Below are 13,589 nucleotides of genomic sequence, written 5' to 3'. Positions count from 1 at the left end.
CGGCGGGCCGGCGGCGCGGGCGGAACGGCCGTGGGACCGGCGCCGCGTGGGCAGTTGTCCACAGGCGAGTGACACGAATCGGTAACGGCGGCAAGAATGCGGGTGTGACATCACGCGGAACCTTTCCCGCGTGGTGTCCGTGTTTCGGGGTGGGCCGTTTCGCAGCATGAGCGTCGGCCCGTATTGAACGGGGCCGAGGAGGGCCGGGTGACGACCTATGACGATCGTGAGAGCCTCACTGATCTGACCGCCACGGTGGAACGCGTGCGCGGTTCGGTGGAAGGCGTGATCGAGGGCAAGCCCGAGGTCGTACGGCTCGCGCTGACCGTGCTGCTCGCCGAGGGCCACCTCTTGATCGAGGACGTCCCCGGAGTGGGCAAGACGATGCTCGCCAAGGCGCTGGCGCGGTCCATCGACTGCTCGGTGCGGCGCATCCAGTTCACTCCGGACCTGCTGCCGTCCGACATCACGGGTGTGTCGATCTGGGACCAGCAGCGCCGGGACTTCGAGTTCAAGCCGGGCGCCATCTTCGCGCAGATCGTGATCGGCGACGAGATCAACCGCGCCTCGCCCAAGACGCAGTCCGCGCTGCTGGAGTCCCTGGAGGAGCGGCAGGTCACCATCGACGGGCAGACCTACGAACTGCCCAGCCCCTTCATGGTGGTGGCGACCCAGAACCCGGTCGAGATGGAGGGCACCTACCCGCTGCCCGAGGCCCAGCGCGACCGCTTCATGGCCCGCGTCTCCGTCGGCTACCCGAGCGTGGAGGCCGAGTTGCGGATGCTCGACGTCCACGGCGGGGCCAGCCCCCTGGAGGACCTCCAGCCGGTGGCGCACGCGCACGAGATCGTGAAGCTGATCGAGGCGGTGCGCGGGGTGTACGTCGCCGAGCCGATCCGGCGGTACGCGGTCGAGCTGGTCGCCGCCACCCGCGCCCACCCCGACCTCAGGCTCGGCGCCTCGCCGCGTGCGACGCTGCACCTGCTGCGCGCGGCGAAGGCGTCGGCGGCCCTCGCCGGCCGGGACTACGCGCTGCCGGACGACGTCCAGGCGCTCGCCGTCGCCGTCCTCGCCCACCGCCTGCTGCCCACCGCCCAGGCCCAGCTCAACCGCCGTACGGCCGAACAGGTGGTGCTGGAGATCCTCCAGCGCACGCCGGTGCCCGCGGAGCCCGGCCGGCCGGGCGGCGCCGGCGGCCTCGGCCGGACCGTGCCGGCCTATCCGCAGCAGCCGCCGCGGGGCCTGTGATGAGCACCGGGGGGGCCGGGCCGGCGGAGGCCGGTCCGCGGGAGCCGGGCGGCGTCCGTACGGCCCTCGCGGGTCTGACCACCCGCGGCCGCTCCTTCCTCGCGGCCGGGATCGCCGCCGCCGTCTGCGCGTTCGTGCTGGGCCAGGGCGAACTGCTGCGCGTCGGGCTGCTGCTCGCCGTGCTGCCCCTGCTCTGCGCGACGGTGCTGTACCGCACCCGCCACCGGGTGGCCGCCAACCGCCGCCTGGCGCCCGCGCGGGTGCCGGCCGGCAGCGAGGCCCGGGTGCACCTGCGGATGGACAACGTCTCCCGGCTGCCCACCGGTCTGCTGATGCTCCAGGACCGGGTGCCCTACGTCCTCGGGCCGCGCCCCCGGTTCGTGCTGGACCGGGTGGAGCCGGGGGGCCACCGCGAGGTGTCCTACCGGGTCCGCTCCGACCTGCGGGGCAGCTATCCGCTGGGCCCGCTGCAACTGCGGCTGACGGACCCCTTCGGCCTGTGCGAACTGACCCGCTCCTTCGCGGCGTACGACACCCTGACGGTGATACCGCGCGTGGAGCCGCTGACCCCGGTCCGCTTCGGCGGCGAGGCGAGGGGGTACGGCGACGGGCGGCAGCGCTCGCCGGCCCTCGCCGGCGAGGACGACGTGCTCCCGCGCGGCTACCGCTACGGCGACGACCTGCGCCGGGTGCACTGGCGGTCCACCGCGCGCCACGGCGAGCTGATGGTGCGCCGCGAGGAGCAGCCCCGGCGCTCCCGCTGCACCGTGCTGCTGGACACCCGGGGCGGTGCCTACGAGGGCGCGGGCCCGGACTCGGCCTTCGAGTGGGCCGTCTCCGGCGCCGCCTCGGTGCTGCTGCACATGCTGGAACGCGGCTTCTCGATACGGCTGCTGACCGACACCGGCAGCGCGGTGCCCGGCGAGGGCGGCGACGGCTTCGCGGGCTCCGCCCAGGAGACGGCGGAGGCGGCCGGGCTGATGATGGACACCCTCGCGGTGATCGACCACTCCGACGGCACCGGGCTGTCCCGGGCCCACGACATGCTGCGCGGCGGCAACGAGGGGCTGCTCGTCGCCTTCCTCGGGGACCTGGACGAGGAGCAGGCCGCGACGGTCGCCGGGATGAACCGGCGCGGCAGCGCCGTCGCCTTCGTGCTGGACCCGGACACCTGGACGCGGGAGGCGGACGACGTGCCGCGGCCGGGCGACATGCACGCGCGGCGGCTGCGCCTGCTGCGCGAGGCGGGCTGGACGGCGCTGAGCGTGCCGCGCGGCGCGACGCTGGACGAGCTGTGGCGGCAGGCGGACCGGAGCCGCTCCGGGGCGGCCGCGCCGAGCGGGGAGGCCGTGGGATGAGCGGACGGGCACGACTGGCGCTGTGCGCGGCGGCGGCCACGCTGATGGCCTCCTGCGCGCTGCTGCCGCTGGTCGTCGAGCCGACCTGGCTGCTGCAACTGGTGCCGCTGGTGGCCGTGCAGACCGGGGTGGGCGCGGCGGCCCGGCGGGTGCCGCTGGGCCGGCTGCTGACCGTGGCGGTCCAGGCCCTGGTCTCCCTGGTGCTGCTGACCCTGGTGTTCGCCCGGCAGCACGCGATCGCGGGGCTGCTGCCCGGCCCGGACGGCTTCCGGTACTTCGCCGAGCTGCTCCGGCAGGGCGCGGACGACGTCAGCCGGTACGCGACACCGGCGCCGGTCACCGATGGCATCAAGCTGATGCTGATCGGCGGCGCGCTGCTGGTCGGGCTGATCGTGGACGTGGTCGCGGTGACCTTCCGCAGCGCGGCCCCGGCCGGGCTGCCGCTGCTCGCGCTGTACTCGGTGGCCGCGGGCCTGTCGGACGGCGGCGCCGCGTGGCTGTGGTTCCTGGTGGCGGCGGGCGGCTACCTGATGCTGCTGCTCGCGGAGGGCCGGGAGCGGCTGGCCCAGTGGGGCCGGGTGTTCGGCGGCGCGCCGGGTGCCCCGGGGACGGGCGCCGTGGCCCCGGTGCGCAGCGGCCGCCGGATCGGCGCGGTCGCGCTCGGCGTGGCCCTGGTGGTGCCGCTCGCCCTGCCCGCGATGCACGGCGGCCTGCTGGGCGGCGCGGGGGCCGGCGCGGGGGCGGGCACCGGCCGCGGGGGCACGATCTCGGCGGTCAACCCGCTCGTGTCGCTGCGCGACAACCTCAACGCGAACGACGACCGCGAGGTGCTGTCCCTGCGGACCAGCTCCAACGACCTCTCCGACCTGTACCTGCGGATCGTCTCCCTGGACGAGTTCGACGGCACCACCTGGACGCCGGCCCAGCGGCACGTGGTCGGTGTGCCGGACCGGCTGCCGACTCCCGCGGGCCTGGCCGCGGACGTGCGCCGCACCGAGGTGCGGACGACCGTCACGGCGGCGGACACGTACGCCCAGAACTGGCTGCCGATGCCCTACCCGCCGAGCGGTGTGCGGGTCGACGGCCGGTGGCGGTACGAACCGGTCGGGATGACCCTCGTCGGCGACCACGGCCAGTCCACGCGCGGCGAGACCTACCAGGTGACCAGCCTCTCCGTGCAGCCGACCGCCGAGCAGCTGGCCGCCGCGCCGCAACCGCCGGCCGAACTGCGCGAGGAGTACACCAGGGTGCCGTCCTCGCTGCCGAGGGTGGTGGCGCGCACAGCCGCGGAGATCACCGCGGGCGCGGACAACCACTACGAGGAGGCCGTCCGGCTCCAGGACTGGTTCGCCGTGAGCGGGGGCTTCCAGTACGACACCTCGGTGAAGGTGGGCCGCGGTTCCGAGGCCATCGCGAACTTCCTGCGGCAGAAGGAGGGCTTCTGCGTCCACTTCTCCTTCGCGATGGCGGCCATGGCCCGCACGCTCGGCATCCCGGCCCGGGTCGCGGTGGGCTTCGCGCCCGGCACCCCGCAGCCCGACGGCTCGGTCTCGGTGAACCAGAGGGACGCGCACGCCTGGCCCGAGCTGTACTTCGAGGGTGTGGGCTGGACCCGCTTCGAGCCGACGCCGACCCGCGGCAGCGCTCCGCCGTACACCCAGTCGGACACGCCCGGCACCTCGGTGCCGGACGAGGTGCTGCCGTCCAAGGGCGCGTCGTCGGCGCCGTCGGCGACCGCCTCGCCGGGCGAGAGCTGCGCGGACGGGCCGCGCAGGCTCCAGGACTGCGGCGCCCCGTCGGCGGCGGCGGCCCCGCCGCGCGACGGCGGCGGCCCGGGCCCGTGGTGGTGGCTGATCGGGCCGGGCGCCCTGGTGGTCCTGGCGGCTTTGCTGTCGCCGCTGCTGTGGCGGGCGCGGATGCGCGCGCGGCGGCTGGGCGGGCACGCCCGGACCGCCGAGGGGGCGGCCGCGCACACGCTGGCCGTCTGGCGGGAGCTGACGGACAGCGCCTGGGACCACGGCATCGTGCCGGACGAGTCCCTGACGCCGCGTAAGGCGGCCACCCGGATGGTCCGGCTGGGGCGGCTGGACCAGGCCGCCGGGGCCGCGGTGCACCGGGTGGCGGACGCGGTGGAGCAGGTGCTGTACGCGCCCCGGCCGCACCCGGCGGCGGGAGCCGCGCAGGACGCGCGCCGGGCGGTCGAGGGGCTGCGGGCCGCGGCGGGCGCGGGTGCGCGGCTGCGGGCCCGGCTGCTGCCGCGGTCCTCGGTGCAGGTGCTGTGGGCGGTGTCGGCCCGCTGGTCGGCGCTGCGGGCCCGGGCCGCGGCGGCCCGGCCGGTCCTGCGCCGGCCGTCCCGGCAGCAGGGCTGAGCGCACGCGGGAGGGGCGGCCACCGGATGGTGGCCGCCCCTCACTGCTGTCTGCGATCGTCCGCGACTGCCCGCCGGCGCCTCTCGTCGGGGGCGGCGCCGGAGCGCGGTGCGGTCAGCGGCCCTGTTCGTCCCTGCGACGCTGCCAGCGCTGCTCGATCCGGTCCATCATGGAGCGCTTCGGCCGCACCTGCCTGCGGGCGGCGCCCGGGGGCTGCTCGCCGGGCTTCGGGGCCTTGCGCCAGCCGGTGACGGCGAGCACGGCACACCCCAGCATGACGAGGAAGCCCACCACACTGACCCAGATCTGCTGCATGACCATTCCGGTCATGAGGAGCGCGATACCGATGAGGAAGCCCGCGACCGCCTGGTAGACCCGCCGCCGGGTGTACGTCCGCAGCCCGTTTCCCTCAAGCGCCGACGCGAACTTGGGATCTTCGGCGTACAGCGCTCGCTCCATCTGCTCGAGCATGCGCTGCTCGTGCTCCGAGAGCGGCACGGAGTCCTCCTCATCGTGCAGTCGCCGGGGCGACCCGGGGGGTCCCTTCAGGATAGGCAGGGAATCGCCCCCGTGAAACCCGCCCCTCTGCGCCAACCGGCCAACCGGAGTCCGCCATGGACAGCCGGCTCGCTGAGGCTTCCATTCCCCGGCGGCCGGCCCGTCATGCCGGACGGTGTACCTCGATCATACGGCGCAAACCCCTCGTCCGGGGGGCTTGTGGCGTACTCCATGTGCCGCCAAGGTGCTGATCAGCGGCGTGTCCCGGTGCCGCGTCAGGACCCGGCGGCCTGCTCCGTCTCGCCCAGCACGTGGAGCTGGGTGGCGACGGAGTGGAACGCGGGCAGTTCGGCGGCCGCGGCCTCCAGCCTCAGCAGCGCGTCCACGGCCCCGGGCTCGGTGTCCACCAGGACGCCGGGCACGAGGTCGGCGAAGACGCGCACGCCGTGCACCGCGCCGACCCGCAGGCCCGCGTTCTCGACCAGCGCGGTGAGCTGCTCGGCGGTGAACCGGCGGGGCATCGGGTCACCGGTGCCCCAGCGGCCGTCGGGGTCCTGGAGCGCCTGGTGCGCCTCGGTGAAGTGGCCGGCGAGGGCGCGGGCGAGCACGGCACCGCCGAGGCCGGCGGCGAGCAGGCTGAGGACGCCCTCGGCGCGCAGCGCGGCGACGGCGTTGCGGACGCCCTCGGCCGGGTCGTCCACGTACTCCAGGACGCCGTGGCACAGGACGGCGTCGTAGCCGCCGCGCTCGACCACGTCGAACAGGCCGTGCGCGTCGCCCTGGACGCCCTGGACCCGGTCCGCGACGCCGGCCTCGGCGGCCCGGCGCTCCAGCGCGAACAGCGCGTTGGGGCTGGGGTCGACGACGGTGACGCGGTGGCCGAGGCGGGCGACGGGCACGGCGAAGTTGCCGCTGCCGCCCCCGGTGTCGAGGACGTCCAGCGAGTTCCGGCCCGTGGCCTTGGCCCGGCGGTCGAGGGCGTCCTGCAGGACCTCCCAGACCACGGCGGTACGGAGGGAGGCGCGGGGGCGCGACGGGTCCGACACGGCAGTTGACTCCTCGGCGGGACTGGCGGGTTTCAGGCCTCTCCACCCTATTGCCTCCGGTGCCGTCCCAGGTCATCGCGCCGCTGGTGCGGCGGGCGGCGGCAGCCGCGGCCACCGTCGGCCGGCGTCAGCCGGTGTCCGGGAAGCCGCCGCGCCGCGCCGCCGGCCGGGGCTCCGGGCCGTCGGGCGCCCCGGTGTCCCGGCGGGGCCGCGGCAGGACCGGCTGGAGGACCAGCATCCGCTCCACGAGGCGCAGGAACATCGCCACGTCGCGGATCAGGTCGTCGGCGTCCCGCGCGCCGACCGCGCCCCGGATGCCCGCCTCGGCGCGGGCCCGGCGCGCGGCGCCCGAGGCGAACAGGGCGCTCCACTCGGTCAGCTCGGGGGCCGTCTCGGGCAGCACCTCCCAGGCGCTGCGGATGCGGGCCCGGCGGCGCGGTGTGGCCTCCGGGCGGCCGCGGGCGGCGAGCACGGCGGCGGCGGTGCGCAGGGCGGCGAGGTGGGCCGTCGCGTAGCGTTCGTTCGGCGTGTCCAGGACGGCGGCCTCCTCCAGTCCGGCGCGGGCCTGGGCGAGCAGGTCGAGGGCGGCGGGCGGGGCCGTGGCCCGGCGGAGCACGGGGTGCACGTCGCTCGCCGGGCCGGTCAGTGAGGGGGCAGGGCCGGTGGCGCGGCGCCGGTGGGAGGCGGCTGCGGACGAGTGGGCCATGACGAACCTCCTGTCGTCTGGGTGACGGCACGCATGCCGTATGTGCCCATCGTGCGGTATGCCACTGACAATCCGTTCCGACCTGGTCCTTTGTTTCGCTCGGACGTTCGGGTCCGCCGCTCGGTCCCGCTCTCCGGGCAGGCCGACGCGACGGCGGCCGGCGCGGGCCGGGCCCGTGATTCCGGGCGAAGCACCCGCACGCGCGCATACCTGTGAGAATCGGGGCCATGGAACGCAGCAGCGCCAGGCCGGGCGCCGGCACGCGCCGGGAGGCCACCCGGCAGAAGCTCTACGAGGCGGCCGTCACGCTCATCGCCGAGCAGGGCTTCTCCGCGACCACGGTCGACGAGATCGCCGAGCGGGCCGGGGTCGCGAAGGGCACGGTGTACTACAACTTCGCGAGCAAGTCCGTCCTCTTCGAGGAGCTGCTGCGGCACGGCGTCGGGCTGCTCACCGCCTCGCTGGAGGAGGCGGCCGGGAGCACGGCGCGCGCGGGCGGCGGCAAGGTGGACGCGCTGGACGCGATGATCCGCGCGGGCCTGGTCTTCATCGACCGCTACCCGGCGTTCACCCAGCTCTACGTCGCCGAGCTGTGGCGCACCAACCGGGCCTGGCGGTCCACGCTGACGGTGGTGCGCCGGCAGGCCGTGGCGGTGGTGGAGAGGGTGCTGCGCGAGGGCGTGGCGGCCGGCGAGTTCAGCGACGAGATCGACGTCCCGCTGACGGCGGCGGCCCTGGTCGGCATGGTCCTGGTGGCCGCGCTGGACTGGAAGTCCTTCCAGCCGGAGCGCTCCCTGGACGACGTCCACGCGGCCCTGTCCCGGCTGCTCCAGGGGCGGGTCGGCGGCCCCGGGTGAGCCGGGTGCCCCGGCGGGCCGGGAACGCACGGGCGGGCGCCGGTCCGTCCCCCGGACCGGCGCCCGCCCGTTCCCCCGTTTCCCCCGTGCCCCCTCTTTCCGCCGTCCCCGTACCGCTGCCGGTACGGGTCCCCCGTGCGGACCCCCGTGGTGGTCTTCCGCGAGGCCCCCGTGTCCCGCTCCCCCCGACGGACCGGCGGAAGGAGCGGCCGGCGGGCGGGACCCGTTCCGCCGCCCCGTGCCGACGGTGCCGGGCCGCGCCCCCTGCCGTGCCCCCACTCTCCCGTCCCGGCGCCCGCCGCCCCATCCGCGCGCATACTCATCCGGACGACTGAGTACCTGTACTCAGCCGTCCGCGTCCGGACCCATGACCACGGGCCCGCCGGCTGGCTACCATCGCGTCCGTGTCCGTGCTACCCCTCGTCTTCACCAGCGGCTGGGCCAGCGGCATCAACGCCTACGCCGTGGTGCTGCTGCTCGGCCTCTTCGGCGCGACCGGGCTCTCCGACGACGTCCCGCAGACGCTCCAGCGCCCCGAGGTGCTGATCGCCGCGGCCGTGCTGTTCCTGTGCGAGGCCGTCGCCGACAAGGTCCCGTACGTCGACTCCCTGTGGGACTCGGTGCACACCGTGGTCCGCCCGCTCGCCGGTGCCTGGGTCGGCACGCTGCTCGCCGGGCAGAGCGGCTCCCTCTCCGACGTCGCGGCCGGCCTGCTCGGCGGTTCGACCGCGCTGGCCAGCCACGGTGTCAAGGCCGGGACGCGGATGGCCGTGAACGCCTCCCCCGAGCCGTTCAGCAACGTCGTGCTGAGCATCGCCGAGGACCTCGGGGTGGCCGGCGTCGTGTCGTTCGCGATGTTCCACCCGCGGGCGGCGGCGGTCGTCGCGGCCGTCCTGCTGGCGGGCGGACTGCTGGCCGTGCTCTTCCTCGTCTCGCGCATCCGGCGCTTCCTGCGCCGCCGCGCCCGGCGGCGCGAGGAGCGGCGGCCGGCCTCCCGCACTCCCTGACCTGCGCCGCCGCCCGGGGACCGGAGGGTGACCGGCGGTCGGTAGAGTCGCGGGCATGGCACGGATTGCGGTGATCGGCGCCGGGATGGGCGCGATGGCGGCTGCGGCCCGGCTGGCCGTCGCGGGCCACCGGGTGGTGGTGTACGAGCGTACGGAGACCTACGGCGGCGCGGTGCGCCGGTTCGAGCGGGACGGGTTCCGCTTCGACACGGGCCCGGGGCTGCTGACACTGCCCGCCGTGTACCGCGATCTGTTCCTCAAGACCGGCAGGAAGCCGCTGGAGGACCGCGTCGAGCTGGTCCAGGTCGATCCGTCGGCGCGGCACGTCTTCGCGGACGGCGGCGAGGTGTCCCTGCCGAACGCCTCGCGCGCGGGTGTCGTCGCGGCCCTGGACGAGGCGCTGGGCGCGGGGACCGGCGGGCGCTGGGGCGACTTCCTGGTACGGGCGCGCGAGGCGTGGGACCGCACGCGGCGGCCGCTGCTGGAGGAGCCGCTGTGGCCCGACTGGCGGGTGCTGGCCGGCAAGGAGCCCTACCCGTCGGTCCCGCACAAGCGGCTGCTGCGCACCCGGCGCGCCACGACGCTGGCCGAGGTCGGCTCCTGGGAGCTGCGGGACGAGCGCCTGCGGGCCCTCCTGATGAGCCACGCCCTCGCGTACGGCCTCGCCCCCTGGACCGCCCCGGCCGGCGCGGCCGTACTGCCGTACATGGAGCACGCCTTCGGCACCTGGTACGTGCGCGGCGGCATCCGCGAGCTGGCCCGCGCGGTGTACGAGCGGTGCCTGGAGCGGCGGGTGGAGTTCGCCTTCGGCGCCGAGGTCGTGCGGATCGCGGCGCAGGACGGCCGGGCCGCGGGGGTGGAGACGGCCGACGGCGGCTTCGCCGGGGCGGACCACGTGGTGGCGGACCTGCACCCGGCGCGGCTGCGCGCCCTGACGGACCGTCCGCTGGACGGCGAGGACGACGTGCGGGCCGACACGGACGCCGCGCCGACCGCCCGGTTCACCCTGCTCCTCGCCCTGCGCGGCGCGCGGGAGCCCGGGGCCGCGCACCGCACGGTCGTCCATCCGGCGGCCCCGGAGTCCGAGTGGGACTTCCTGGCCTCGCCGGGCGGCGACCTGCCCCCGCAGCCCACGGTGACGGTCCTGCGCCCCGGCGACCCGGCGCTGCGGCCCGACGACGGGCACGAGTCGGTGGTGCTGTCGGCGGCGGTGCCCACGGCGGCCGCCTGGGACGACGCGGCCACGGCGCGGCGGTACACGGACCTGCTCCTGCACGCCGCGGAGCGCGCGGTGCCCGGCCTGCGCGAGCGCCTGCTGTGGCACGAGGTGCGCGCGCCCGGCCAGGTCGAGGAGGAGACGGGGGCCCGCCTCGGGGCGGTGCCGGCCCCGTCGCTCGCCGCCGGTCAGGGACGTTTCCTGCACCCGGCGAACACCACCCGGCTGCCCGGCCTGTACCGGGCGGGCGGCTGGGCCCACCCGGGCGGCGGCCTCGCGCACGCCGGCATGTCGGGCGCGCTGGTGGCCGGGCTGATCGTGGAGGGATCCGGGTTCCGCGGCTCGCAGTGAGCGGGCGGTGCTCGGAAGCGGCGCGGTGAGCGGGCGGTCCTCAGAAGCGGTACTGCTCGTCGTACCCGAGGCCGGGCTGCGGCTGCTGCCCGCCGGGCTGCTGCGGGTACGGGTGCTCCTGCGGGAGGTCGCCGCCGTAGGACTCGTCGGTGCGCTGCTGCGGCACCCACACCCCGCCGGGCGGGGTGTCGCCGTAACCGGCCGCCGCGTACGGGTCCTGGGGGTGCCCGGACTGTCCGTACCGCTGGTCGTAGCCCTGCTCGTAGGAGGCGTAGGGCTGGCTGCCGATGTACGGGTCGGAGTAGTTGGCGTAGCCCTGCCGGCCCGCCTCCTCGTAGCCGTAGCCCTGCTGGGCGTAGCCGGGGTGGTCGTAGGCGTAGTCCTGCCGGGCGGTGTCCGGGGCGGCCCGGTCGTCGCCGTACACGCCGTAGCCGCCGGTGTCCTCGGGGAAGGGCTGCGGCTCGTGGACGGGGCCGCCCGGCTCGGCCGCGCGGGCGGCGGGCGGGGTGAAGACGTCGTCGTGGTCGTCGTCGAAGTCGCCGTACGCCCGGCCGTGGCCGTCCGTGCCGTGGGCCTCGTCGTGGCCCGTCTCCCGGCCCGGGTCGTGGTCCGCGTCGTGGCCCGGCGACGGGACCGCGCCGGCGGTCGCGGCGAACGCGGGGCCGTCCGGCTCCTGCCGGTCCGCCCGGCCGCGGCGGCGCTTGCGGGCGGGCGGCGCGGCCCCGTCGCCGGGCCGCTTGACCGCCCAGCCGGCGGCGAAGCCGCGGCGGAACGACAGCGTCACGTAGGTCTGGCCGACCGCGAACGCGATCGCGCCGAGCCCGATCACGATGACGGAGGGCAGCAGCACGCCGACGACCACGCCGACGAAACCGCCGAAGGCCAGCAGCCGCCAGCGCAGCCTCGCCTTGTACTGCAGCAGCACTTCGCCCAGCAACCACAGCGCGACGACGCCGAACGCGATGTAGAGGACCGCCCAGCCCATGTACGCCCCTCTCCCAGTGACCGCTACGCAGTGTGTCGTACTGCCGTGCGGCCGGTCTAGGCCCGCGGGGGGTGGTGCAGGCCCAGGTTCTCGTAGATTTCCAGGGTCGCCGTGGAGTTGTTGAGCGTGATGAAGTGCAGTCCGGGCACTCCCTCGGACAGCAGCCGCGCGCAGAACTCCGTGGCGAACTCGATACCGATGGAGCGTACCGTCGCCGGATCGTCCTTCGCTGCGAGGATCCGCTCTTTCAGGGCGTCCGGGAACCGGGCGTTGCTGAGTTTGGGCAGCCGTTCCAGCATCTTCACGCTCGTGACCGGCAGGATCTCCGGGATGACCGGCGTCTCGCAGCCCGCGGCCGCCACCCGGTCGCGCAGCCGCAGGTACGACTCCGGCTGGAAGAACATCTGTGTGATGGCGTAGTCGGCGCCCGCCCGGCACTTGTCCACGAAGTGCGCGACGTCGGTGTCCCAGTCCGCGGAGCGCGGGTGCATCTCCGGGAACGCGGCGACGCCCACGCAGAAGTCGCCGGACTCCTTGATGAGCCGGACGAGTTCGGCCGCGTAGGCCAGGCCCCGGGGATGCGCCACCCACGGTCCCATGGGGTCGCCGGGCGGGTCGCCGCGCACGGCGAGCATGTTGCGGATGCCGGCGTCCGCGTACTGGCCGATGATGTTCCGCAGCTCGGCGATGGAGTGGTCGACCGCGGTGAGGTGGGCGACCGGCGTCAGCGTGGTGTCCGCGACGATCTGCTGGGTCTCCTTGACCGTGCCCGCGCGGGTGGAGCCGCCGGCGCCGTAGGTCACGGAGACGAAGTCGGGGGCGACCGCCTCGACCCGCCGGAGCGCGCTCCACAGGTTCCGCTCCCCCTTGGGGGTCTTCGGCGCCGAGAACTCGAAGGAGTACGTCGTCTTGCCGGTCGCGAGGATGTCGCGCACGGTGCGCGCGCGATCGGTCCTGGTGGATGCGGTTCCGTGGGCCATACCCGCAGGTTAGCCAGGGGTGACCGGTCGCCCAACCACGCGTGGGGGATTTGCCGGGATTGCCCGCTTCCTGTCCACCCCTTGGACACAACCGGACACCCGGGTACCGGACCGCGGCCCGGCCCGGCCCCGGCGGCGCCGTCGTCAGTCCTGCCGCAGCCGCTTCGCGAACTCCGCCGCCGCCGCGCCCGGGTCGTCGGCCTCGGTGATCGCGCGGACCACGACCACCCTGCGGGCACCGGCCGCCAGCACCTGGTCCAGGTTGCCGAGGTCGATGCCGCCGATGGCGAACCAGGGGCGGTCGGTGCCGAGGGCCGCCGTGTGGCGGACCAGGCCGAGACCGGGGGCGGGCCGGCCGGGCTTGGTGGGCGTGGGCCAGCAGGGGCCGGTGCAGAAGTAGTCGACGCCGTGCTGGACGGCGGCCGCGGCGGCCTCCGCCTCGCTGTGCGTGGAGCGGCCGATCAGCACCCCGTCGCCGAGGATCGCCCGGGCGGCCGGGACCGGCAGGTCGCCCTGGCCGAGGTGCAGCACACCGGCGCGGGCGGCGTGGGCGACGTCGGCCCGGTCGTTGACGGCGAGCAGCCTGCCGTGCCGGGCGCAGGCGTCGGCGAACACCCGCAGGGCCTCCAGCTCCTCGGCGGCCTCCATGCCCTTGTCGCGCAGCTGCACGATGTCGACCCCGCCGGCCAGCACCGCGTCCAGGAACTCGGGCAGGTCTCCCTGGCGCCGGCGGGCGTCGGTGCAGAGGTACAGGCGGGCGCCGTCGAGTGCGGCGCGGGCGGTGTCGGACATGCTGGGTCCCCCCGTGGTCGGTGTCCCTGGCGGTTCTCGGCGGTGGGGGGGGGGGGGGGGGGCCCCCCCCCCCCCCCCCCCCCCCCCCCCCGCCGCCCGCCCCCCCCCCCGGCCCCCCCCCGCCCCCCCCGCCCCCCCGGGGGCCCCCCGCCCCCCCCCGCCGGGGGCCCCGCGGC

The 13,589-nt window shown here is 76.0% G+C and carries 12 protein-coding genes; 6 read left to right on the top strand and 6 right to left on the bottom strand.

The window, feature by feature from the left end:
- Positions 1–207: 207 nt before the first annotated feature.
- From ACZ4K2_RS28845 to ACZ4K2_RS28835, 3 genes are read left to right on the top strand one after another with little or no spacing between them, the layout of a single operon-like run.
- A complete protein-coding gene (locus ACZ4K2_RS28845; RefSeq protein WP_467469403.1) occupies positions 208–1,248 on the top strand; it encodes an AAA family ATPase in 1,041 nt (346 codons plus the stop codon).
- Positions 1,248–2,606 (top strand): DUF58 domain-containing protein, encoded by a 1,359-nt coding sequence (locus ACZ4K2_RS28840; protein WP_467469401.1) that lies wholly within the window; start codon positions 1,248–1,250, stop codon positions 2,604–2,606. Before ACZ4K2_RS28845 ends, ACZ4K2_RS28840 begins: the two co-directional genes overlap by 1 nt.
- The gene (locus ACZ4K2_RS28835; RefSeq protein ID WP_467469399.1) at positions 2,603–4,975 is read left to right on the top strand and encodes a transglutaminase TgpA family protein; all 2,373 of its coding nucleotides are present in this window, start codon (positions 2,603–2,605) and stop codon (positions 4,973–4,975) included. Before ACZ4K2_RS28840 ends, ACZ4K2_RS28835 begins: the two co-directional genes overlap by 4 nt.
- A gap of 114 nt (positions 4,976–5,089) precedes the next feature.
- Here the strand turns inward: ACZ4K2_RS28835 and ACZ4K2_RS28830 are convergent, their stop codons facing one another.
- From ACZ4K2_RS28830 to ACZ4K2_RS28820, 3 genes are all read right to left on the bottom strand, one after another.
- Positions 5,090–5,473, bottom strand: a complete 384-nt coding sequence (locus tag ACZ4K2_RS28830) for a DUF3040 domain-containing protein (RefSeq protein WP_467469397.1) — start codon at positions 5,471–5,473, stop codon at positions 5,090–5,092.
- Positions 5,474–5,748: 275 nt separating this feature from the next.
- Positions 5,749–6,519: a methyltransferase gene (locus ACZ4K2_RS28825; RefSeq protein WP_467469395.1), complete on the bottom strand. Its 771-nt coding sequence runs from the start codon at positions 6,517–6,519 to the stop codon at positions 5,749–5,751.
- Between the two features lie 127 nt (positions 6,520–6,646).
- On the bottom strand, positions 6,647–7,225 hold the full coding sequence (locus tag ACZ4K2_RS28820) for an SAV_6107 family HEPN domain-containing protein (protein WP_467469394.1): 579 nt from the start codon (positions 7,223–7,225) through the stop codon (positions 6,647–6,649).
- A gap of 227 nt (positions 7,226–7,452) precedes the next feature.
- On the opposite strand from ACZ4K2_RS28820, the gene ACZ4K2_RS28815 reads away from it, so the two are divergent.
- The 3 genes from ACZ4K2_RS28815 to ACZ4K2_RS28805 all read left to right on the top strand — a co-directional run bounded on the left by ACZ4K2_RS28815 (position 7,453) and on the right by ACZ4K2_RS28805 (position 10,656).
- The gene (locus ACZ4K2_RS28815; protein WP_467469392.1) at positions 7,453–8,082 is read left to right on the top strand and encodes a TetR/AcrR family transcriptional regulator; all 630 of its coding nucleotides are present in this window, start codon (positions 7,453–7,455) and stop codon (positions 8,080–8,082) included.
- Between the two features lie 404 nt (positions 8,083–8,486).
- Complete coding sequence (locus tag ACZ4K2_RS28810; RefSeq protein ID WP_467469390.1) at positions 8,487–9,089, top strand: DUF4126 domain-containing protein; 603 nt, start codon at positions 8,487–8,489, stop codon at positions 9,087–9,089.
- 55 nt (positions 9,090–9,144) lie between these two features.
- Complete coding sequence (locus ACZ4K2_RS28805) at positions 9,145–10,656, top strand: phytoene desaturase family protein (protein ID WP_467469388.1); 1,512 nt, start codon at positions 9,145–9,147, stop codon at positions 10,654–10,656.
- 40 nt (positions 10,657–10,696) lie between these two features.
- On the opposite strand, the gene ACZ4K2_RS28800 is transcribed toward ACZ4K2_RS28805, so the two are convergent.
- From ACZ4K2_RS28800 to thiE, 3 genes are all read right to left on the bottom strand, one after another.
- The gene (locus ACZ4K2_RS28800; protein ID WP_467469386.1) at positions 10,697–11,641 is read right to left on the bottom strand and encodes an SCO2102 family sporulation regulator; all 945 of its coding nucleotides are present in this window, start codon (positions 11,639–11,641) and stop codon (positions 10,697–10,699) included.
- A 56-nt stretch (positions 11,642–11,697) separates the two neighbouring features.
- Positions 11,698–12,621, bottom strand: coding sequence for a methylenetetrahydrofolate reductase [NAD(P)H] (metF, locus tag ACZ4K2_RS28795; protein ID WP_467469384.1), 924 nt, complete (start codon positions 12,619–12,621; stop codon positions 11,698–11,700).
- A 144-nt stretch (positions 12,622–12,765) separates the two neighbouring features.
- Positions 12,766–13,413, bottom strand: a complete 648-nt coding sequence (gene thiE / locus ACZ4K2_RS28790) for a thiamine phosphate synthase (protein ID WP_467469382.1) — start codon at positions 13,411–13,413, stop codon at positions 12,766–12,768.
- Between the last annotated feature and the right edge of the window lie 176 nt (positions 13,414–13,589).

It is taken from the genome of Streptomyces sp. NPDC025833 (assembly GCF_055558055.1).
The sequence above is the reverse complement of the archived record's forward strand: the minus strand, read 5'-3'. Positions and strand labels throughout refer to the sequence as shown.